Consider the following 21,794-nt stretch of genomic DNA (forward strand, 5'->3'; position numbering starts at 1 on the left):
AATGCAGATAAATTTAAATCTTAAAGAAAAAGCATCAGGTTATAAAATTTATATAAACGAGCTTGAAAGACTAGAACTAAAAGGCAAGGTTGGCATAGTTACAAACGCTAAAGTAGCGGGGCTTCATCTTGAAAAGCTACTTAGTATTTTGAAGTGTGATGAGAAATTTATCATAAGTGTGCCTGACGGCGAAGAGTATAAAAATTTAAAGACGTTAGAGCAAATTTTGGAGCAGCTTTTTGTGAGTAAATTTGATCGCTCATCTACGCTAATCGCCTTTGGTGGTGGCGTCATAAGCGATATGACTGGCTTTGCGGCGAGCATCTATGAAAGAGGGATAAATTTTATAAATATCCCAACTACGCTTCTATCGCAAGTCGATGCGAGTGTTGGCGGAAAAACGGGTGTAAATAACAAATTTGGCAAAAATTTAATAGGCTCATTTTATCAGCCAAAGGCAGTTTTTTGCGAGATAAATTTCTTAAAGACACTGCCAAAGAGAGAATTTGCAGCGGGTATTGCTGAAGCTTTAAAGATGGCCGTGACATTTGATAAAGAGATGTTTGATTGGTTAAAAAGCATAAATTTAAATGATGAAAATTTAGCTAGACTGGTTGAAAAGTCGGTAATTTTAAAAGCAAAAGTGGTTGAGCAAGATGAGAAAGAAAAAGGCTTAAGGGCCATTCTAAACTACGGTCATACCTTTGCTCATGTCATAGAAAATGAGACAAATTACAAAGAATTTTTACACGGCGAAGCGGTGGCAATAGGCATGAATATGGCAAATCGTTTAAGCGTAAGACTAGGGCTCATGAGCGAGGCGCAGGCAGAGGATATCAAACAGGTTTTAATGAAATTTGGCCTTCCAGTAAACTACAAAATAGAAAATGAATATGCATTTTACGAGGCATTTTTTATGGATAAAAAGACAAAAGATGATAAGATAAATTTCATCATTGCAGATAAAATCGGCAGTGCAATCATAAAAAATGACGTCAAAAAAGAAGACGTTTTAAAAATTTTAAGAGAATTTAAATGAAAAAGATCATAGCTTTACTACTTTTTTGCTTTGCCCTTTATGCCGAAGAAAACGTTACGCTTGAGCAAAATGGCTCGCAAAATTTACAAAATAACGAGCTTATAAAAGATATTTCAAATCTAGATAACTCCCTAAAAAACAATATCTGGATCACAAGGTATGCTAACTATAACACTTATCAAAGGCTTATTGATGAGCTTGAAAAAAATGAAAATGAACTAAGGAAACTGGACAAAAGCTCAAGAAGAGGCAGCGATATCATAAAGAGAATCCAAACTCTAAAAGAGCAGATAAATTTACTAAAAGAGTATGAAAAAACGCCATTTTCAAATATGCTAGCAGCTCCTGAAATGGATACTCCACCAAGGATAACAAGTCCTGTTGCACTTATATCTGGCTTTTCGTATATCAAAAAGATAAAGAGCGATAAGATCGAGTATCAAAGGCATATAAAAGAGCTTGATACGCTTTTGGAAAAGCTTGAAACAAAAGAAAATTTACTAAATAGACTAAATTTGATTGAAGAAAATGAGCAAAATAGGGAAAGCCTAAACTTGGTAAAACAAGAAATAGGCGACTTTAAAGCGGCAAAACAGATCGCTGATACAACTTATAATGTCTATGAAAAAAGAGCTGATGAGGCTATAAATTTAACCACCTCTGATATAAAAGCTCAGTTTTTAAGTATGGGCTATACAGCTATCATCATCCTTTTGACGATCGGACTAACATTTATCGCTAAATTTATCGTTAAAAGAACGATTACTGACAATGAGAGATTTTACACAGTCAATAAATTTTTAAACGTTTTAAATATCACCGTTATCATCATAATCTTACTCTTTTCGTATATCGAAAACGTCACATATCTAGTAACCGTGCTAGGTTTTGCTTCAGCTGGTATCGCCATTGCGATGAAAGATATGTTTATGAGTATGCTTGGCTGGATGGTGATCATGTTTGGCGGCTCTATACATGTGGGCGATAGGATCAGAGTACTTCATGATGGCAGTGAATTTGTAGGCGATGTGATCGATATCTCTTTACTTAGGCTGACCGTTTTTGAGGATGTTAGCTACTCGACTTATAAGACGAATCGCCGTGCAGGTAGAATTATCTTTGTGCCAAATAACTATATCTTTACCGATCTCATCGCAAACTATGCTCATTATGGTATGAAGACCGTTTGGGACGGTATAGATATCATGATAAGCTTTGATAGTAACCATAAAAAGGCTGTCTATCTAGCAAGAAATGTCGTTAAAAAATACTCAAAAGGCTACACTGATATCGCAAAACGCCAGATGAATAAACTAAGAAGCCAATACAGCATCAAAAATCCAAATGTCGAGCCAAGAATTTATACATTTTTTGAGCCTTATGGTATAAATGTCTCATGCTGGTATATGGCAAATTCTTATGCGACTTTGGCTCTTAGAAGCACTATTAGCGCTGAGATTATAGAAGCATTTTTAGCTCAAGATGATATAAAGATCGCTTATCCAACACAAACTATGTTTATAGGCAAAAAAGAAAATCCAAGCGATCACACCGCTCACAGCGAGCAAGAGAGTGAAAATTCTTAATGCAAAAAATATTTTTTAAAACATTTGGGTGTCGCACAAATATCTATGATACTGAGCTTTTAAAAAGCTACATCAAGGACTACGAGATCACAAATGATGAAGAGAGCGCTGATATCGTGGTCATAAACTCGTGCACTGTTACAAATTCTGCTGATAGCGGTGTCAGAAACTACATAAACGGCGTAAAAAGGCGCGGGGCAAAGGTAGTGCTGACCGGGTGTGGAGCAGTTAGTAAGGGCAAAGAGCTATTTAATAGCGGTATATTTGGTGTGCTTGGAGCTAGTAAAAAGAGCGATCTAAATGAGCTTTTAAAGCAAGAAAAGCCATTTTTTGAGCTTGGAAATTTAAACTCAGTCGATAAAAATATAGTTACAAATTACGAAAATCACACTAAGGCTTTTATAAAAATTCAAGAAGGCTGCAACTTTAGCTGCAGCTACTGCATCATCCCTTCAGTTCGTGGTAAGGCTAGAAGCATGGATGAGGCCATGATATTAAAAGAGGCAAGAATTTTAGCCCAAAACGGCTATAATGAGCTTGTCTTAACCGGCACAAATATAGGCAGTTACGGCAAAGATACAAATAGCTCTCTTGGCAAGCTTTTGGCAAACTTGGGTAAAATTTCTGGCATTAGACGCATTCGGCTTGGAAGTATCGAGCCAAGCCAGATAGATGAGAGCTTTAGAGAAATTTTAAAAGAAGAGTGGCTGGAGCGTCATTTGCACATCGCACTTCAGCACACGAGTCAGGCGATGCTAAAGATCATGCGAAGACGAAATAACGCATTTAGCGATTTGGAGCTTTTTAATGAGCTTAGCTCACTTGGCTTTGCCCTTGGCACGGACTACATCGTGGGTCATCCTGGTGAGAGTGAGGAAATTTGGGCAGAGGCTGTGGAAAATTTTAAGAAATTTCCTATCACACATCTGCATGCTTTTGTCTATTCACCAAGGCGTGATACGCACTCAGCTACGCTAAAAAGCGATGTTAGCGGTGATGTGGCAAAAAGTAGGCTAAAAATTTTACAAAGCATAGCTTTGCAAAATAATGAAAATTTTAGAAAAAAGCATAACGGAGCTTTGAAAATTTTAGTCGAGCAAAAAAATGGTGAGTTTTACGAGGGCTTTGATCAATTTTACAACAAAGCTAAAATTTTAAGCCAAAAAGATATAACAAAAGAGTGGGTGGAGGTAAGCGAATATGAAGTTAAGCCAGATGCCAATTATGCAAAAATTTAAATTTAATAAGAAAAATATCCTAATAATCGCAGCTATCGCATTAATCAGCGTGCTGCTATTTGCCGTTAGCAAAGAGCCACGAAATATCACATATTCGCAATATATGCAGCTAATGGATGGAAATTTTATAGACCGCGCTGTAATAGATGACGATGAAGTCGTACTTTATGCACAAAACAATCGTTTTTCAATCATAAAAGAGGGCATCGATCTAAAAGAGCTTATAAAAAAGGTGCCTGTTGAAAAGACTAAGCAATATATCACTCCTGGCATGATCTGGGGATTTATCATCTTTGTCTGCTTCGTGCTTTGGTACGCTTATATCTTTAGAAGTATCAGAAAAAAAGAGGAGAGCTTGCTTAGCAAAAAAGATGGCGCATTTGAGATAGAAAGCGTGCTAAATCAAAACACGATGCCAGTCATCTCAAATGTGAGATTTAGCGATGTGGCAGGCATTAGTGAGGTCAAAAGCGAGCTTAGTGAGATAGTTGATTTTCTTAAAAATCCACAAAAATATAGAAATTTTGGTATCAAAATGCCAAAAGGCGTACTAATGATCGGCCCTCCAGGCGTTGGTAAGACGCTTGTAGCAAAGGCAGTTGCTGGTGAGGCAAATGTGCCATTTTTTTATCAAAACGGTGCAAGCTTTGTTCAAATTTATGTTGGTATGGGTGCAAAAAGAGTGCGAGAACTTTTTAGTAGAGCCAAGTCCTATGCTCCGTCTATTATCTTTATTGATGAGATAGACGCTGTTGGAAAGAGCAGGGGCGGTACTAGAAACGACGAGCGAGAAGCCACGCTAAATCAGCTACTAACCGAGATGGATGGCTTTGAAGATAACTCTGGTGTCATAGTAATAGCTGCCACAAATAGGATCGAAATGATCGATGAGGCGCTACTTAGATCAGGGCGTTTTGATAGGAGAATTTTTCTTTCTATGCCTGATTTTAACGACAGAGTGGCGATCTTAAACACATATCTAAAAGATAAAAACTGCGAAGTAGCGGCTGAGGATATCGCTAAAATGAGTGTTGGCTTTTCAGGTGCGGCACTTAGTACGCTTGTAAATGAAGCTGCGATAAATGCCTTAAGGAACGGCGAGAGCGTGCTTAAAATGAGGGACTTTGAGGCTGTTTTAAATAAGGTCTTGCTCGGCAAGAAAAAGGTGCTAAGCTATAGCGAAAACGAAAAGAAAATTCAAGCCATCTATCAAGGAGCAAAGGCACTAAGTGCTTATTGGTTTGATGTAAAATTTGAAAAAATTTCTCTTATAGAAGATAGATTCATGGCTACAGAGCAAGAGATCGAGTCAAAGTCACAGATGATATCTCGTATCAAGGTACTTATAGCTGGTATGTGTAAGCTTGAGATAGATGAAAATGACATCTTTTCAAACTCAAGTAGTGATCTAAATTTAGCCAAAGAGATCGCTTCAAAGATGGTTTATGAATATGGCATGGGAAGCTCTTTTGTGCCAAATCCAAACGATGTAGAAGAAATTTTAAAGCAAGCAAAAGAGGAGATTATGTCCTTTTTAAAAGGCACAAATGAGCAAATCGCAAAGATAAGCTCATATCTGCTAGCATATGAGAGCGTAGATAAAGAGACGCTGGCGAAAATTTTAAATGAAAACTATTAAAAGGTAAAAGATGAAAGCAAAGATAGGAATTTTAACATTATCAGATCGTGCAAGTGGTGGCATTTACGAAGATAAGTCCGGCCCAGCCATACGTGAAGTGCTTGATAGCTGGATAGTGAGCGAAAAAGAGTATTTTTGCGAAGTTATACCAGATGAGTTTGAGTTAATAAAAGAAAGGCTCATATACATGATAGATGTGCTTGATTGCGATCTTGTGCTAACGACTGGAGGCACTGGGCCAGCTCTTAGAGATGTGACACCAGAGGCAACAGAGGCAGTTTGTGAGAAAATGATGCCAGGCTTTGGCGAGCTAATGAGAGCGACTAGTTTAAAATACGTACCAACAGCGATCCTTTCACGCCAAACAGCAGGTATCAGAGGTCATGCGCTAATCATAAATTTACCAGGTCAGCCAAAGGCGATAAAAGAGTGCTTGGAGCCAGTTTTTCCAGCGGTGCCATACTGTATTGATCTTATAGAGGGTGCATTTATCGAGACTGATGAAAACGTGATGAAAGTTTTCCGCCCAAAACAAAAGAAAATCTCGTAAATGAGTTTGACAGATAGCCTAAATTTAAAAGCCACTGCCTTTGCAAATAGGTGGCGACTTGTTATTAAAATTTGGCTTGTTTTTTCTTTTTTATCCTATGCGCTGGCCTACTATCTTGGGTTAGAGGTTTTTGGCTTTATCTCTGCCATTTCTATCTTTGGCTGTGTTTTCCTGCTAGCCTTTAGCTCACTTCTTTGGTTTATCGCTAGCCTTGTATTTTTGCAACCTTTGGTATTTTTACTACTTGAAAAATTTGATGAAAGCATTACTGTTTATGCTTTAGCCTGCTCAATTTGGCTGCTTGGCTGGATCACTTTGTCGCTTGTGGTCGATGATAAATTTGCAAGACTAGGAAATGACATCTTGCTAAAGATCTCTCGTATAGTTCTTGTTGGCGAGTTTGCCTTGCTATATTTTTTTAACTACAACAGCAGCCTTGGCATAGAGACTTTAATAAAGTCAAATTTGACAAAGTCGCTGCTTTTAGTGCTAAACTCCTATATGCTACCATCGCTTGTGACGCTACTTATATTTGATATAAAAACATATATCGCTAGCAAAAATGAGTAAAATTTTACGTATTATTTTATGTAATTTATACTAAATTTAGCCGTTTTTGCTCTCTACTATCTTTTTTATAAGCTCCATATCGCCGTTCATTGCTAAACTCATGAAGCAAATGCCGTTTGCGCCAGCTTTTATAGTCTCTTTGTAGTTTTGGTTGTCCAGTCCACCAAGTACGTAAATTTCTTTATCAAAGCTTTTTAGCTCGCTTATAAAATTTAACCCTTTTGGCTCTAAACCCGCCTTGCAAGAAGTGGCAAATATATGAGAAGCAACCAGCACGTCAGCGATAGAGGCTGAAATTTTAGCCTGCTCTAGGTCGTGAGCTGGGGCGTAAATTTTAGCTTTTTTTCTAAATTCATCTAAAAAAGTGCCGTGATTTTTAAAAAAGTCAAGCTGTGCCGAAGTGAGCCAAAAGTCGTTTTTTAGCTTGCAAGCTACGTCAAAAAATTGATTGATGATAAATTTCTTGCGGTAGTTTTCACAAATTTGAGCCACAACCCTAGCAAGATCATAAAAATCAGCCTCGTTTAGCCCCTTTGCACGAAGTAAAATTTCATCCACGCCAGCCTTACAAAGCAGCTGGATCCTCTTTAAAAAGTCATCACCCTCGTAGTTTTCAAAGTCGGCCACGCAGAGAATTTTAAACATAAACATACTCGCTCATCAAGGGCTCTAGGCCGTTTGCTTTTATCATTGCTTTTATCTCGTTCACGCTTCTGCTATCACTTATCTCAAACTGCTCGTCGCCTTTTTTCTCTTCGCCGTGAGCGCCGATGCTTACTTTCACGCCAGCGCTTATCTTATTTGCGGCGATCTTTACGGCATTATCGCGAAATTTCGCTTTTTCTCTGGTTGAGATCGTTATGCTAGCTGTTGGCATGAAAATTCTATAAGCGCAGATCACTTGTAAAAGCTCGCGCTCGCCCACATCACGCGGATTTATGCGATCATTATTTATGATAGGACGAAGTCTTGGGCATGAAAATGCGATCTCAGCGTGTGGATACTTTTTTTGAACCAAGCTTGCGTGCAGTGCCGTAGCAAAGGCGTCAAGCCTAAAGTCATCTATGCCAAGAAGTGCCGCAAAGCCGACCCCTCTCATGCCTCCAAGAAGCGCTCGCTCTTGCGCATTTATGCGGTATGGGAAAATTCTTTTGTTGCCACCAAGGTGTATTTTTTCGTATTTTGTGGGGTTATAGGTCTCTTGAAAGACGGTCACATAGTCTACGCCACTTTTGTGAAGAAGGGCGTAGCCGTCTGAATTTAGCGGGTAAATTTCAACCCCAACGACTTTAAAAAATTTCTTTGCCAAAGCGCAGGCATTTGCGATGTAAGCGACACTTGAGTTGGTCTCGCTCTCACCAGTTAGGATCAAAATTTCTTCTAAGCCACTCTTTGAAATTTCTCTTAGCTCCCTTGTGATCTCCTCGTCGCTTAGCTTTGCCCTTTTTATTTTATTTTTAGCGTTAAAACCGCAATAAATGCAGAGGTTATCGCAGTAGTTTGCTATATAAAGCGGAGTAAAAAGCGTGATGTTTGAGCCAAAATTTGCTCTTGTCTTTGCTTGGGCTAGCTGGGCGATTTGCTCTAAAAATGGCGCTGCAGCAGGCGAGAGTAAGGCCTTTAAATTTTCAAGCGAGCAGTGCTTTGCATTAAGAGCTGCTTTTACGTCAGCCTCACTGTAAATTTCTGGTTTGTAGCTAGCGCGCTCTTTTAAAATTTCATCCATGATCTCACTACCAACATCCTGCATGTGAGGTAGCAGCTGCATATGGTCGGTTCTTGTAAATTTCATCAGTCTAAAAAACCAGTGAGTGGCGATGAGGCGTTTGCGCTTTTGCTCTTTGTACCAAGGCCTGCTAGATAGGCGTTGCGACCAGCGATGATCGCCTCTTTAAAGGCTCTTGCCATGAGTGGGATGTTTTTAGATGAGGCGATAGCTGTGTTTGCCATTATTGCAGCCGCTCCCATCTCCATTGCTTCGCATGCTTGTGAAGGTCTACCGATGCCAGCATCTACGATGATCTGCGTATCAAGCTCGTTTATCAAAATTTCAATGATATCTTTAAAAACTAGCCCTTGGTTTGAGCCAATTGGTGCAGCTAGAGGCATTATGCAACTTGCTCCCGCACTTAGCATCGCCCTTGCGGCATTTAGATCAGGGAACATATATGGCATCGGTACAAAGCCGTCATTTGCCAAGGCTTCGCAGGCTTTTATCGTCTCAGTGTTGTCTGGAAAGAGAAATTTAGAGTCAGTTATGATCTCTATCTTAACAAGCTCCCCGCACCCAAGCTCACGTGCGAGCTGGGCGATGCGAACGGCCTCTTTGGCGTTTCTAGCGCCACTTGTGTTTGGCAAAAGCGTCACGCCTTTTGGGATAAAGTCGAGTATATTTCGCTCTTTGCTCTCGTTTATGCGCCTAAGAGCAAGGGTTAAGATCTGCGCTCCAGCCTCGTTTATGGCTGAGTCGATGAGCTCGTGCGAGTACTTGCCAGAGCCAAGGATAAAGCGGCTTTGAAACTCCTTGCCGCCAAGGATCAAGCTATCACTTTGCACTTACCCCTCCAAGCCCATAAGCAGTCTAATGGCTAAATTTGCTTCGTGGTTTGCGCAGATGGCAACGCGTGGCGCCATGAGTCCTTGACCGATCTTCGCCTCGTTTGTGAGGTCGCCGCAAAGATAGACATTTTTGGCAAATTTTATGGTTTTTATAAGATTTGAGCTAAAGTATCCTGCCATGCCAGAAGCGCCGATGATCTTTTTATCTTTTAGGCTGGCACCTGCCTCATTTAGTATCATTGCCTTTCCAGCGACATTGTCAAAGGCCTCGCATAAAATTTTGCACTCGCAAAAGACGCTAGCCACGTTTTTTTCATCTAAAAATATATCGTGAGTTTCGACCTCAACAAAGGGATTGACGTCATTTATCAGCTCTTTAAGCGCCTGCGTCTTTTTCAAGCCGATGTGGCGGACAAAATACTGCTGGCGGTTTAGATTGCTTGGCTCAACGACGTCAAAGTCGGCAAGCACTAACTTTTTTACGCCAACTCTTGCAAGACTTAGCGCGATATTTGAGCCAAGACCGCCAAGTCCAGCCACGCCGATCACCGCTTTACTTAGGGCTAAATTTAGTTCAGGGCTGTTTCGTGAGGCGATCATCGCGCGTAAAACTTCACGCTCAGGCATCACGCCACGCCTTATAAATACGACGTTTGAGCCATCTTTTAGCTTGCTATCTTCTTTTATGGCAAAGCCATCAACGATAAAAATGTCTGGCTTTGTCGCGTTAAATTTCTCTAAAAATTTATAAATTTCACTCTCTTTATCGCCAAGCGCAAGCTCTTTTAGCTCGCTAAGGCTTTTTACTGGCACCTTAAAATTTGCGCCGTTTAATACAATCTCTATCATTTTCTCCTCATCCACCGCCAACTAAAGTGACGATCTCATAAGCTTTGCCTTCACTCATGAAGCGCTCACTCCAAAGCTTTTTTGGCAAAATTTCTCCGTCTCGCTCAAGGGCTATAAATTTAAGCTCATAGCCATTTTGAGCTAAAAATTCATAAACATTTATATCGTTTTCAAGCTCGAAAATTTTGCCATTTACTCTAAATTTGATCATTAAATTTTGTAGCTTTTTACAAAATTTGCGATCCTCTCGATCGCTTTTTTTATGCTCTCGATGTCTGTCGCAAAAGAAATTCTAAAATATCCATCCATGCCAAAGCCCATACCTGGCACGGTCGCTACGTTCGCCTCTTCAAGCATTTTTTTACAAAATCTAAGTGAGTCGCTATCTACATCTTTGCATTTTACAAATAGATAAAACGCGCCATCAGGCTTAACTACGCTTAGCCCAGGGATAGCGTTTATCATCTCAACTGCCACGTCGCGTCTTCTCTCATACTCTTTTCTCATGTTTTCGATATCGTCGTCGGTTTCTCCAAGAAGTGACGGGATAGCGCCTATTTGCACGATTGAGCTAATGTTACTTGTGCTTTGGCTTTGAAGCTTTTTGATACCAGCAATTAGCCAGTCCATCGAGCTTGCGATATAGCCAAATCTCCAGCCAGGCATCGCGCCGCACTTGCTTAGGCCATTTATCGTGACCGTTCTTTTAAAAAGATCCTCGCTCACTGAGGCTACTGCGTGAAATTTCTTGCCGTAGATCACTTTTTCATAAATTTCATCGCTTGTAATGATGATGTCAGTGTCCTTTAAAACCTCGCCAAATGCCGCGATCTCCTCTTTTGTATATACGGCTCCAGTTGGATTTGTCGGGTGATTTAGCGAAAAAACTTTTGTTTTTGGCGTGATCGCTTTTTTTAGCTGCTCGGCTGTGATTTTAAAATTTGTGCTCTCGTCTGCCTCGATAAAGACAGGCACACCGCCACAAAATTTAACGATCTCAGGGTAGCTCACCCAGTATGGAGAGGGGATGATGACCTCGTCACCTGGGTTGATAAGCGCTTGAAATACGTTAAAAAGTGAGTGTTTTGCACCGATATTTGTGACGATTTGATTTGCTTTATAATCAAGTCCGTTATCTCTTTTTAACTTTGCTCTAATGGCATCAATCACCTCAGGTAGGCCTGGCACTGGCGTGTATTTGCCACTTTTGCTATCGTTATCAAGTGCGTTTTTTACAGTTTCTCTTATCTTTTTTGGAGTCATAAAGTCAGGCTCACCAGCTGAAAGCGAGATCACGTCGATGCCAGCAGCCTTCATCTCTTTGGCTTTTGTGCTGATCGCGATTGTGATTGATTCGCTTAATGTTTGCATTCTATTTGCTAGTTGCATTGTTTTCCTTTTTAGTTGATCGTTTTTAAGTAGCTATTATCATTTAAAAATAGATAAAGTTCGCCCAAAATTTGCTTCTTTTGTGTTTCGTTTATCAAAGTTGATTTTACTAAGCGCTCGTTTAGAGTGTCTTGGATCTCGTAGATATCATAGTCCATATCCTCCATAATATCAAGGATCGACTGGCTCTCTAGTAAATTTGTGATCTTGTAGCCATCATTTGAAAGCTCTATCGTGGCCTCTGTCGGGTGGGTAAAGAGGTTGTGCTTCATGCCGATCACCTCTTGATATGCGCCAACTAGGAAAAATCCCAAGAAATAATCCTCCTTCTCCACGTCCACGTCGTGCAAAAGTAGTGGGTTTTTCTCGTCATCATAGCTAATCTCGCCGTCGCTATCGCAGGTGATATCCCAGATAGAAGCTGGCAAAGTAGGGCGCTCATCAAGCCTATCAAGTGGCATGATAGGGAAATTTTGCTTTAGACCCCAAAAGTCTGGCAAGCTTTGAAAGATCGAGAAATTTAGTAGGTATCTCTCTTGAACCTCTTTTTGAATTTTGGTTAGATCGCTTGAGTTGCTCTTGTTGCCAAGCATCACGACAGCTTTTTTGCTAATTAGCCTTAAAAGCACCTCTGCGTTTGATCTATCTTGCAGATCGACATAACCTAGATCAAAAAGCGTGAGGATGCTTTCTGTGTGGTGGATGGCGTCGTGCAGGTACTCTAGGGCGTTTGAAGGCTTGATTGACTTGTAAAGATCGACTAGCTCGGTTATTAAATTTGGATTATTTTTCTTTAAATTTAGCTTCTCTTCGGTGTATTCTTGAGAAAATAGCTCAAGCACAGGAGCTACTAAAAGTGCGTGAGAAGCAGCGATGTAGCGACCTGACTCTATGAAGATATCTGGCTCGATCTCTTTTTTTTGCTCGCTTATGGTTTTAAGCATATAAACAACGTCGTTTGCATATTCGTTTAGAGTATAGTTTCTACTGCTCTCCTCTTTAAACTGCGAGTATTCTATCGCAAGACCACCACCTAAATTTATAGCTTTTAAATTTGAGGCACCCATTTTTCTAAGCTCAGCGTAGATATTGCCAGCTTCGATGAGTGCCTTTTTGAGTGGATGTATCTCGCTTATTTGAGAGCCGATGTGAAAGTGTATCATCGTGAAGTTTTCAAGTAAATTTGCCTTTTTTAGCATCTTTACAGCTTCTATTAGCTCTGTTGATGTTAGGCCAAATTTAGAGTGTATGCCACCACTTTTTGCCCAGAGCCCCGATCCTGTCGAGTGCAGTCTTACTCTAAGTCCGATCTTTGGTTTTGGTTTGAAGCGCTCTTTTGCGATGGCGATTATCGCTTCAAGCTCATTTAAGCCCTCAATCGTTAGCGTGATGTTGTGTCCCATCTCAGCGGCGATAAAGCCTATATTTATCATCTCTTTATCTTTAAAGCCATTTACGGTTATAGGCGCTTTTTCGTTATTGTAAGCCATAGTTAAAAGTAGCTCAGCCTTACTACCAGCTTCAAGACCGTAGTTGTAGGGCTTGCCAAGACGAACTAAATTTTTTACAAAGCCAGGATATTGATTGACCTTAAGTGGAAATACGGCATTAAAGCTACCTTTGTAGGCAAACTCTTTCTTTGCCTTTGCAAAGCTTGCGTGGATCTGCTCGATCTGCTTTTGGATAAGGTGCGGAAAGCGAAGCAGTAGCGGCCCTCTATATCCATCGTCTCTTATCTCTTTTACGATGTCGATGATCGCTGGTTTGCTGGCTGCATTTATACAGACTTTACCATCTTCTATAACAAAATTTGAATTGCCCCAAATGCTAAGTCCAAAATCATTCATCCCAGCTCCTTTTCAAGCTCATCTAAATTTATCGTTTTTTCGTCTTTGGTTTCTAAATTTTTATACCAAATTTTATTCTCTTTCATCTCGTTTTCACCTACGCAAAGGAAAATTTTCGCATTTTTATTGTCGGCATTTTGCAGATGTTTTTGAAGCTTTTTAGCTTCATAAGAAATTTCAACCTGATATTTTTTGCGAAGCTTTGAGCCAAGCGCATAGACAAAGTCTAAATTCGTCGCATCAAGCGCACAAAGATAAATTCCAGCTCGCTCATCCTCAGCTTCACCTAAAATTTCCATTATCCTCTCAACGCCCATCGCAAATCCAACGCCATAACTTGCTCTACCGCCAAGGTACTCTACGAGCCTGTCGTATCTGCCACCACCTGCTACTGCGCTTTGTGAGCCGATCTCATTGCTAATAAACTCAAACGCCGTCTTGCAGTAGTAGTCTAGCCCACGAACGAGTTTTGTGTCTATCTCAAATTTAACGCCATTTGCCGTTAAAATTTCTTGCAACTTTGCAAAGTCAGCCTGCGCCTCATCGCTTAAGCTATCAGTGATAACTGGGGCATTTTTGTAAATTTCTTGACAGCTCTCAACCTTGCAATCAAGCACGCGGATAGGGTTTAAGAGCTTGCGTCTTTTGCAGTCTTCGCAAATTTTATCATCGTTTTCATCTAAAAATTTAACAAGCTTTTCTTTGTAAGACTTCATCGAGCTCTCGTCGCCAAGGGAGTTTATTTTTAGGGTTGTTTTGATATTTAGTCTGTTAAAAATTTCGCTCACCATCAAGATAATGCTCGCATCCTCATAGACGCTGCCCTCGCCAAAGCACTCGCAGCCAAACTGGTGAAACTCTCTCAAACGGCCTTTTTGCGGGCGCTCATAGCGAAACATCGAGCCATGATAAAAGCAGCGTTTTGTTACATTTGCTCTGTCAAGCTTTGCCTCGATAAAGGCTCTAACCACGCCAGCTGTACCCTCAGGACGCAAGCAAATGTCGTTACCGCCTTTGTCTTCAAACTGATACATCTCTTTACCCACGATGTCGCTGCTCTCGCCGACACTTCTTTTAAAAAGCGCCGTCTCTTCAAGATGCGGGGTCAAAATTTGCTCATATCCGTAGTTTTTTGCGATCTCCTCGCAGGTTTTTATTATCTGTGCGTAAAGTTTTGCACGAGCTGGAAGCATATCTTTCATGCCACGAAGTGCCGTTATCATCGCATTATCCTTTTTTTATTTTTTGTGATTTTACTTAAAATTTATAAAATTTTCTATCTCTTTTGAAATTAGCTCTATGCTTTTAGATGCGTCTATAAAAAGCGTTTCAAAGCCATTTTTGATGAGAATTTGCTTCATCAGGCTTTGCACTTTTAAAAGATACTCTAGCCCACGAGCCTCGATCTTATCGCTGGTGCCTCTTGCTTTTAAGCGCGAGCTTATTAGCTCAGCACTTGCTTCAAAAAAGATGATCTTGTCTGCAAATTTATCATTTAGTGCAAACTTATTAAGCTCTAAAAGCACGCTTTCATCTAAGTTTTCATCATTTGCCAAAGCGTAGGCGATACCTGAGATAAAGCCTCTATCGCTTAAAATAAGCCTACTTAAATTTGGAGCGACCAGCTTTTCAAAATGCTCAGCTCTGTCAGCCAAAAAGAGTAAAATTTCAGCCCTTTTGCCGATTTTTATGCTCGAGCTTAGTAAAATTTCTCGTAAATTTTCACCAAGCTGCGTGCCACCTGGCTCTTTTGTGACGATGGCATCGCTAAATTTAGAAGCTAAAATTTCTATCTGCGTGCTCTTGCCAACGCCGTCAATGCCTTCAAACAAAACATACATTTTATGCCTTTAAATTTTTTAGAATTTTTACTGGCACTAGGTTGCTCACGTCGCCGTCGTGGCGCAAGACTGAGCGGACGATCGAGCTTGAGATAAAGGCGTTATTTAAGCTTGGCATAAGATAAACCGTCTCAAATTCGTCCCAAAGTGCAGCATTTGCGTAGCCTATTTGTAGCTCGTATTCAAAGTCGCTAACCGCGCGGAGTCCCCTGATGACGGTGTTTATGCCGTGCGATTTAGCAAAATCAACAAGCAAGTTATCAAAGCCAAGAACGCTTACGTTTTTTAGCTCGCAAACTGCCTCTTTTGCCATTTCGATACGTTTTTCATGTGCAAACATCGGCTGTTTGCTGTCACTTTTTGCGACTGCGACGATCACTTTGTCAAAAATTTTTGTAGCCCTTATGATGACGTCTAAATGGCCGTTTGTGATGGGATCAAAGGTCCCTGGATAGATGCAAGATTTTTTCAAATTTGCCACCTTTTGTAAAGATTATTTTCAATTTTTAAGGCATCAAGCCACTTGCCGATGATGAAATTTTCCATATCCAGAAGGCTCTTTATACCTGCGTAGTAGCCTAAAACTGGGGGCGCGATGATGGCCCCAAGAGATGAGAGCAGCTGCATCTGAGAAAGTGCGATCGCAGAAAATGGCATCTCTCTAACGCCTAAAACTAAGGTTTGTCTCTCCTTTAGTGCGACACTTGCGGCTCTTGTGATGAGCGTGTCGCTTATGCCGTTTGCGACCTTTGCTAGCGTGTTGGTAGAGCAGGGCGCTATGATCATAGCATCAGCGCCAAACGAGCCAGAAGCTGGGCCTGCGCTAAGGTCTTGATCATCATAAATTTTTACGCCAAGATCATCTAAATTTAGCTTCAAATTTTCTTCAGCCTCCAAAACCTTCATGGCATTTTTACTCACTATGACGTGCGCCTCGCAACTATCTTTGGCAGCCTTGACAAGCTTTAAAAAGAGTCCAGCCCCACTTGCTCCAGTGGCTGCAAATACTATCTTTTTCATCTTATCACTGCCTCATCTTTGCCTGAAACTGTGGCCTGTAAAATTTTATTATCTTTTGTTCTTATCTTTATCATATCACCTAAATTTCCATCCTCAAGTGCCTTTACTTCAGCTATTATCTTAACGCCATCCTCGCTTAAAACTGCATTTAGCATTTGACCTTTTTTGACTAAGCTTATGGCGTTAAACTGACGTTTGGTTAAAATTTCACCGCTTTTTATCTGCACTTTTGTTATAAGAGCTAAGCTATTTGAGCTAGAAAGTGCATCTTTTGGCCATTTGCCAAACTCAATCATCGTTGGCTGATAGTCAAGTAGGCTTAAAATGTGGTTTGTATTCATTGAATTTATTGCTATGAAGGCTGGCATTTTAGCATTAAAGCTAAATTTAAAATAGATGCTTTTTAGACTCAGATCAACATCCTCAAATGATGCTCTAAATGTACCTTTTTGACTGTTTTGATCGCCTAAAAAGATATTTTTTAGGATAAGTTCTTTGAAATTTGCTGGAAGCTTATTTTGTGGGCTAATACTAAGGTCACTTATGCTGATACCAGGATACTCATCGCTAATTAATCTTAAAAATTGCATTTGAATCTCATCCATAATAGAGCAGTTTTTCACAAAAGCAACGCTTCCACCGCTTTTGTCATTATATGTTTTAAAATTTGCTGTTAGAATTTCATAGAGTTTTTTGCTATCTATCTTGGCTGCTCTTTTGCCCTCTAGGTTTAAAATTTCATTGTCTTCGCCTTCAAAGCCAAAAGTACTAAGTGAAATTTGATCATTTAGAACGCAATACATCGGATAGATGTTGACTTCATTTGCAAAAAGTTTTGTGGAAAATAAAAAAATTAGTATAAAAAAGATGGAGCGGGAAACGAGATTCGAACTCGCGACCCCAACCTTGGCAAGGTTGTGCTCTACCCCTGAGCTATTCCCGCAGTTAAAATGAAGTCCGCATTCTATCAGATTGTTTTTCATTTGTCAAGATTTTATGGAAGTTTTATAAGAGAAATTTCACTATTTTGCAAAATTTCGCTTTGATCTGGGCTAGTTAAAAATATAAAAGTGCTTTTTAAAATATGATCTATCATGCCAGAGCCGTATTTTCCACCATTTGTTGCTATAAATTTATCATTTTCAATATTTCCAAAAATTGCATTGATCCTGCCTGATTTTACCTTTAAATTTTGCGCATTTGTAGCATTTTGTATCACAAAGCAATCCTCTTTTAAAAGAGGCAAAACAAGCATCATCATACAAACATAAGCTGCCATTGGATTTCCAGGAAGGACAAAAATAAGTTTGCCATCTTTTTCATAAGCTTTGCAAGGTTTGCCAGGTCTTATATCAATATGTGAAAAAATTTCATTGTATCCAAGCTCGCTTAGAGCTATTTTCATAAAGTCAGCCTCCCCAGCACTTGCTCCGCCAGAGCAGATAACGATGTCGTAGTTTGCAGTGTTTAAAAATGCTTGTTTGACAGCACTTAGCTCATCTTTTATGATGCCAAGATATGAGCTATCTTGCCCAATGGAGCTTAAAAGTGCAGCGATGCCAAAGGCATTTGCATTGTAAATTTCATCTTCGCTTGCTCTTTGCCAAGGCTCGATGATCTCATTTCCACTTGAATAAACCGCGATGCTTGGTTGCTTTTTAACTTCTACAAAGCTTATGCCCTGTGCTGCTAGCATCATTATGCCTCTAGTGTTTAAAACCTCGCCACTTTTTAGCAAAATTTCACCAATCTTTACCTCTTCGCCTTTAAAGCGATACCCATCACCCTTTTTAAGATTGTTTGGTGCTTTTATAAAATTTTCATCAACAACACAATCTTCAATCTTTATAATCGTATCAGCACCCTTTGGCATCTTCGCACCAGTCATTATTTTAACGCACTCATTTTTGCCGATGCTTAGCTGCTCTTTATCGCCTGCAAAGGCACTTGCAACTATTTTATATGGCTTATCTTTATCTACAAATTTCACAGCAAAGCCATCAAGCGCAGAGTTATCAAAACATGGCAGATCTTTTACCGCCACTACATCATTTGCCAATGTTTTACCAAGAGCCATGCTGATAGGTAAAATTTCACTATCTGTTTTTAGTTTAAATTTGGATTTAAGCGCATCTAATGCATCATTTAGTAGCATTTTTACTCCTCAAGCCTAGTAATATTTGCACCAAGGCCTTGAAATTTTTCCTCTAAATTTTCATATCCTCTATCAAGGTGATAAATTCTATGTACCAAGCTTTCGCCATTTGCTATAAGAGCAGCTAGTATCAGCGCTGAGCTAGCTCTAAGATCTGTCGCCATCACATCGGCTGCATTTAGCTTAGCTGGCGCATAAACGCTTGCAATATGCCCATTTAATTTAATATCTGCTCCCATTCTAGCAAGCTCACTAACATGCATAAAACGGTTTTCAAAAAGTCTCTCATCTATCGTGCTAACGCCATTTGCTGCAAGACAAAGCGCCATAAATTGAGCTTGCATATCTGTTGGAAAGCCCGGATACTCGGTGGTTCTTATCTCCACTGGTTTTATCTCTTTTGCTGGCAATATCGTGATCTTATCGCCGTCTACTTCGATACCAAAGCCCATCTCTTCAAATTTATTTAAAATGGCTGTCATGTGTGCAGCATTTGCCTTTGTGACTGAAATTTTACTATTTGTTATAGCTCCAGCACAAAGGTACGTGCCAGCTTCTATCCTATCAGGGATGACCTCAATATCGCAAATTTCAAGTAATTTTTGGCCACTTCCAGTGATCTTTAACTCACTTGTGCCGATGCCTTCTATTTTAACGCCACTCTTAGCCAAAATTTCACAAATTTGCACCACTTCAGGCTCAAGCGCTACGTTAAAAAGCTCTGTTGTGCCGTGCGCTAGAGCTGCAGCCATGATGATATTTTCGCTGCCAGTTACGGTGATCTTATCAAAAACGATCTTTGCACCTTTTAGGCCATTTGGTACTGTTGCAACGACGTAGCCTTGCTTTATTTCTATATTTGCTCCCATTTTTTCAAGTGCATTTAGATGCAGATCGATAGGTCTTTGTCCGATCGCACATCCTCCAGGTAGGCTCACTTCGCAGTGGCCAAAACGTGCAAGAAGCGGTCCAAGTGTCAAGATAGAAGCGCGCATTTTTCTAACGATGTCATAATTTGCAGTCGTCGAGCTTACGCTGCTTGTGTCTATGCTTAGTGAGTTTTTATCTTTAAATTCGCACTTTGCTCCTAGGTTAGTTAGCAGTTGGCAAAGCGTTTTTATATCAGCGACATTTGGTATATTTGTTAAATTTACACTTTTTTTTGCAAGTAAGGTTAGGGCGATGATCGGTAGAGCAGCATTTTTGGCACCGCTTATTTTTACTTCGCCACTTAATTTGGCATTTCCTTTTATCTTTAAATAGTGCATCATTGTTTTTTTGCCTTAAGAAAATATGTTTTTTGCCGATATTATATTGCTTTTTAACTTAGAATAAAGAAAGCAAAGCACTATTTCCGGTTCATTTACGTTTAAAAGTTAAAATTGCAAACACTAAAATTTTGGATATAAATATGTCAAATTCAATAAATAAAAAAATCTTTTTTATACTTAGCATTATATTTTTTACAGGTTGTTCTTTTACCTCTAATCAACCGACAACTCCGCAAAATGAAACAAATCAAACCGTAACTTCAAGTGTTGATTTTAGTGAGCAAATGATTGGTGAAATCATGGATGAAGATAATGATAGAGAAGATAAAAAATTTGGTTCTTTTTTTAAAAAATACCTAAATACAAGAGCAGGCGGTGATTGTTCTGGCTTTGTTTCTATCGTAAATGCAAAGTATCAAAATATGTATTTTGATGAAAAGACAATAAATCGCTACTACGATAATGGCGGTAGAAAGTCAAAAGCGATCTATAATTTTTATGAAAGTAAAAATTTAATTACTCATAAAAATCCAAAAATAGGCGATCTTGTATTTTTCTCAAATACTCTTGGTAAGGGCGTTCAGAAAAATAAAGATAAGAAAAATATCACTCATGTTGGCATAGTTACGGCTGTTCTTGGCGATGAGACAGTAAAATTTATACATAATTCTGGTGGAAAGATAATTCATAGCTATATGAATCTAAAACAAAAAAATGTGCATCTAAAAGGAAATCAAGAGATAAATAGCTACCTTGTAAGGTGCTCAAATTCAAGTTGCTTGGCAGCAAATAGATTTGCTGGATATGGCAAAGCAAAATAAATCAGAAATTTTTACTAAAAATCTTTTAAAACAAATACTAGGCTCAAATTTTAAGCATTATTTATATAAATTTACACTCGTAAATACAGATTTATATAAAGAGAAAATATGAATTTTTTTGATGAAATTTGTGGAATTTTAAATGAAGGTGAGATTGGGCTTAAATTTTTAAAATTTGAGCTATTTTATGAGAAATTTAAACGAGATTTTAATATAAATTTTTACGAAAGCTCTAAACCAAACGAGCTAATAACGCCTAGCTATGCAAAATTTTGTGAAGTAGTTAGCATGAAAGAGCTAAACAAAAAAGTAAAGCCAAAGGATAAAAATTTAAATTTTATCCATTCGGTAGCTCATATTGAATTTAGTGCTATTGACATCGCGCTTGATGCTTGTTATAGATTTAGAAATTTGCCAAGAGAATTTTATGAAGACTGGCTAGAAGTAGCTGAAGATGAGATCAGACACTTTTGTATGATAGAAAATTTGCTCTTAAAACAAGGCGGTAGATACGGCGAACTAAGTGTGCATGATGGCCTATTTATCGCACTTCAAAAGACTTCAGATAGTCTAACTAGCCGTATGGCGCTACTGCCAAGATATATGGAGGCAAATGGGCTTGATGCAAACGCTCATATTATAAAAAGGCTTGAAGGTGAAGGTGGCAACGAAGAGCTAATAGAGTGCCTAAAAGTCATATTAAAAGAGGAAGTCTCTCACGTTTATAAGGGCGATAAGTGGTTTAAATTTGCTTGCAAAAAAGAGGGCGTTGATGAAAATAGCTACTTTGACATTATCTTAAGTTTATATCCAAATTCATTTAAAAATGTTAGAGAGATCAATGAGCAAGATCGCTTAAAAGCTGGATTTAGCAAAGAAGAGCTTTGCTTGATAAAGAATTTCTCAAAGGAGAGATAGTGAGTAAAATTTATTTTATAAGACATTCAAAAGCGGTTGATGAGAATAAGGATGGAGCTAAAGATGCCTTAAGGGAGCTTAGTCAAAAAGGTAAAGAAGACGCTAAATTTATGGCAAACAGACTAAAAATGTATGATGTGATGCCAGGGGCTATCTTTTCTAGCAGTGCTAAAAGGTGCGAGCAAACGGCAAAGATTATCGCTAAAACTTTAAAATTTAAAGAAGAGATCGATCTTATAGATGAGCTTTATGATATAAGCTTTGAAGATCTTTTAAAATTTGTTAAAAATATAAATGAGAGTTTGGATGAGATTTTTATCATCACACATAATCCAAGCATAACTGAAATTTGCGAGTATTTAAGCGATTCATCAATAGACAATATCCCAACTTCTGGAATATTTTGCGTTGAGTTTGTATGTAAATTTAGTGAGTTAAAAGAGGGTAGTGCAAAAGCGTTATTTTTTGACCACCCCAAAAAACATCAAAGATAATTTAACAC

23 protein-coding genes and 1 tRNA gene are annotated in these 21,794 nt (G+C 39.1%); 9 read left to right on the top strand and 15 right to left on the bottom strand.

The genetic code is table 11. The annotated features are described in order from the left end of the window. Position 1: 1 nt before the first annotated feature. The 6 genes from aroB to CYO92_RS07495 are packed head-to-tail and all read left to right on the top strand — an operon-like array spanning position 2 to position 6,622. Complete coding sequence (gene aroB, locus CYO92_RS07470; RefSeq protein WP_103588210.1) at positions 2–1,039, top strand: 3-dehydroquinate synthase; 1,038 nt, start codon at positions 2–4, stop codon at positions 1,037–1,039. Next, complete coding sequence (locus CYO92_RS07475; RefSeq protein WP_103588211.1) at positions 1,036–2,625, top strand: mechanosensitive ion channel domain-containing protein; 1,590 nt, start codon at positions 1,036–1,038, stop codon at positions 2,623–2,625. The genes aroB and CYO92_RS07475 overlap by 4 nt, the downstream gene beginning before the upstream one ends. Continuing rightward, the gene (gene mtaB, locus CYO92_RS07480; protein WP_103588212.1) at positions 2,625–3,863 is read left to right on the top strand and encodes a tRNA (N(6)-L-threonylcarbamoyladenosine(37)-C(2))-methylthiotransferase MtaB; all 1,239 of its coding nucleotides are present in this window, start codon (positions 2,625–2,627) and stop codon (positions 3,861–3,863) included. The genes CYO92_RS07475 and mtaB overlap by 1 nt, the downstream gene beginning before the upstream one ends. Continuing rightward, entirely contained in the window at positions 3,850–5,502 is a 1,653-nt protein-coding gene (locus CYO92_RS07485) for an ATP-dependent metallopeptidase FtsH/Yme1/Tma family protein (RefSeq protein WP_103588255.1), read from the top strand. Before mtaB ends, CYO92_RS07485 begins: the two co-directional genes overlap by 14 nt. A gap of 10 nt (positions 5,503–5,512) precedes the next feature. Beyond that, entirely contained in the window at positions 5,513–6,052 is a 540-nt protein-coding gene (gene mog / locus CYO92_RS07490) for a molybdopterin adenylyltransferase (RefSeq protein ID WP_087578783.1), read from the top strand. After that, positions 6,053–6,622, top strand: a complete 570-nt coding sequence (locus tag CYO92_RS07495) for a nitrogen fixation protein NifR (RefSeq protein ID WP_087578784.1) — start codon at positions 6,053–6,055, stop codon at positions 6,620–6,622. A gap of 36 nt (positions 6,623–6,658) precedes the next feature. Here the strand turns inward: CYO92_RS07495 and CYO92_RS07500 are convergent, their stop codons facing one another. The 15 genes from CYO92_RS07500 to murA all read right to left on the bottom strand — a co-directional run bounded on the left by CYO92_RS07500 (position 6,659) and on the right by murA (position 19,553). Next, positions 6,659–7,273 (bottom strand): thiamine phosphate synthase, encoded by a 615-nt coding sequence (locus CYO92_RS07500; protein WP_223315360.1) that lies wholly within the window; start codon positions 7,271–7,273, stop codon positions 6,659–6,661. Continuing rightward, entirely contained in the window at positions 7,260–8,414 is a 1,155-nt protein-coding gene (gene thiH, locus CYO92_RS07505) for a 2-iminoacetate synthase ThiH (RefSeq protein WP_103588213.1), read from the bottom strand. Before thiH ends, CYO92_RS07500 begins: the two co-directional genes overlap by 14 nt. Further along, positions 8,414–9,178 carry a thiazole synthase gene (locus tag CYO92_RS07510; protein ID WP_103588214.1) on the bottom strand — a complete coding sequence of 255 codons (765 nt, stop codon included), beginning with the start codon at positions 9,176–9,178 and terminating at the stop codon, positions 8,414–8,416. The genes thiH and CYO92_RS07510 overlap by 1 nt, the downstream gene beginning before the upstream one ends. Then, entirely contained in the window at positions 9,179–10,030 is an 852-nt protein-coding gene (thiF, locus tag CYO92_RS07515; RefSeq protein WP_103588256.1) for a sulfur carrier protein ThiS adenylyltransferase ThiF, read from the bottom strand. A gap of 7 nt (positions 10,031–10,037) precedes the next feature. Then, positions 10,038–10,241 (bottom strand): sulfur carrier protein ThiS, encoded by a 204-nt coding sequence (thiS, locus tag CYO92_RS07520; RefSeq protein WP_103579251.1) that lies wholly within the window; start codon positions 10,239–10,241, stop codon positions 10,038–10,040. Continuing rightward, positions 10,241–11,419 (bottom strand): pyridoxal phosphate-dependent aminotransferase, encoded by a 1,179-nt coding sequence (locus tag CYO92_RS07525; protein WP_103588215.1) that lies wholly within the window; start codon positions 11,417–11,419, stop codon positions 10,241–10,243. Before CYO92_RS07525 ends, thiS begins: the two co-directional genes overlap by 1 nt. 11 nt (positions 11,420–11,430) lie before the next feature. After that, positions 11,431–13,266 (bottom strand): biosynthetic arginine decarboxylase, encoded by a 1,836-nt coding sequence (gene speA, locus CYO92_RS07530; protein ID WP_103588216.1) that lies wholly within the window; start codon positions 13,264–13,266, stop codon positions 11,431–11,433. Next, positions 13,263–14,489 carry a histidine--tRNA ligase gene (hisS, locus tag CYO92_RS07535; protein ID WP_103588217.1) on the bottom strand — a complete coding sequence of 409 codons (1,227 nt, stop codon included), beginning with the start codon at positions 14,487–14,489 and terminating at the stop codon, positions 13,263–13,265. Before hisS ends, speA begins: the two co-directional genes overlap by 4 nt. 30 nt (positions 14,490–14,519) lie before the next feature. Next, entirely contained in the window at positions 14,520–15,107 is a 588-nt protein-coding gene (tmk, locus tag CYO92_RS07540; protein ID WP_103588218.1) for a dTMP kinase, read from the bottom strand. Position 15,108: 1 nt separating this feature from the next. Next, positions 15,109–15,579, bottom strand: coding sequence for a pantetheine-phosphate adenylyltransferase (coaD, locus tag CYO92_RS07545; protein WP_002940900.1), 471 nt, complete (start codon positions 15,577–15,579; stop codon positions 15,109–15,111). Further along, positions 15,576–16,127: a UbiX family flavin prenyltransferase gene (locus tag CYO92_RS07550; protein ID WP_103588219.1), complete on the bottom strand. Its 552-nt coding sequence runs from the start codon at positions 16,125–16,127 to the stop codon at positions 15,576–15,578. Before CYO92_RS07550 ends, coaD begins: the two co-directional genes overlap by 4 nt. Beyond that, positions 16,124–16,930 (bottom strand): flagellar basal body P-ring formation chaperone FlgA, encoded by an 807-nt coding sequence (gene flgA / locus CYO92_RS07555; protein WP_103588220.1) that lies wholly within the window; start codon positions 16,928–16,930, stop codon positions 16,124–16,126. The genes CYO92_RS07550 and flgA overlap by 4 nt, the downstream gene beginning before the upstream one ends. A 65-nt stretch (positions 16,931–16,995) precedes the next feature. Further along, positions 16,996–17,070: transfer RNA gene (locus CYO92_RS07560), tRNA-Gly, on the bottom strand. A 51-nt stretch (positions 17,071–17,121) separates the two neighbouring features. Further along, positions 17,122–18,282 (bottom strand): molybdopterin molybdotransferase MoeA, encoded by a 1,161-nt coding sequence (locus CYO92_RS07565; protein ID WP_103588221.1) that lies wholly within the window; start codon positions 18,280–18,282, stop codon positions 17,122–17,124. 2 nt (positions 18,283–18,284) lie between these two features. Continuing rightward, positions 18,285–19,553 (bottom strand): UDP-N-acetylglucosamine 1-carboxyvinyltransferase, encoded by a 1,269-nt coding sequence (murA, locus tag CYO92_RS07570; protein ID WP_103588222.1) that lies wholly within the window; start codon positions 19,551–19,553, stop codon positions 18,285–18,287. A 140-nt stretch (positions 19,554–19,693) separates the two neighbouring features. Between murA and CYO92_RS07575 the strand changes: the two genes are divergently transcribed. From CYO92_RS07575 to CYO92_RS07585, 3 genes are all read left to right on the top strand, one after another. Then, positions 19,694–20,374 (top strand): NlpC/P60 family protein, encoded by a 681-nt coding sequence (locus CYO92_RS07575; protein ID WP_103588223.1) that lies wholly within the window; start codon positions 19,694–19,696, stop codon positions 20,372–20,374. 108 nt (positions 20,375–20,482) lie between these two features. Beyond that, positions 20,483–21,292, top strand: coding sequence for a ferritin-like domain-containing protein (locus CYO92_RS07580; protein WP_103588224.1), 810 nt, complete (start codon positions 20,483–20,485; stop codon positions 21,290–21,292). Beyond that, positions 21,292–21,786, top strand: coding sequence for a SixA phosphatase family protein (locus CYO92_RS07585; RefSeq protein ID WP_103588225.1), 495 nt, complete (start codon positions 21,292–21,294; stop codon positions 21,784–21,786). Before CYO92_RS07580 ends, CYO92_RS07585 begins: the two co-directional genes overlap by 1 nt. The last annotated feature ends 8 nt before the right edge of the window (positions 21,787–21,794 follow it).

It is taken from the genome of Campylobacter concisus, from assembly GCF_002913715.1.
Classification (GTDB): Bacteria; Campylobacterota; Campylobacteria; order Campylobacterales; family Campylobacteraceae; genus Campylobacter_A; species Campylobacter_A concisus_AG.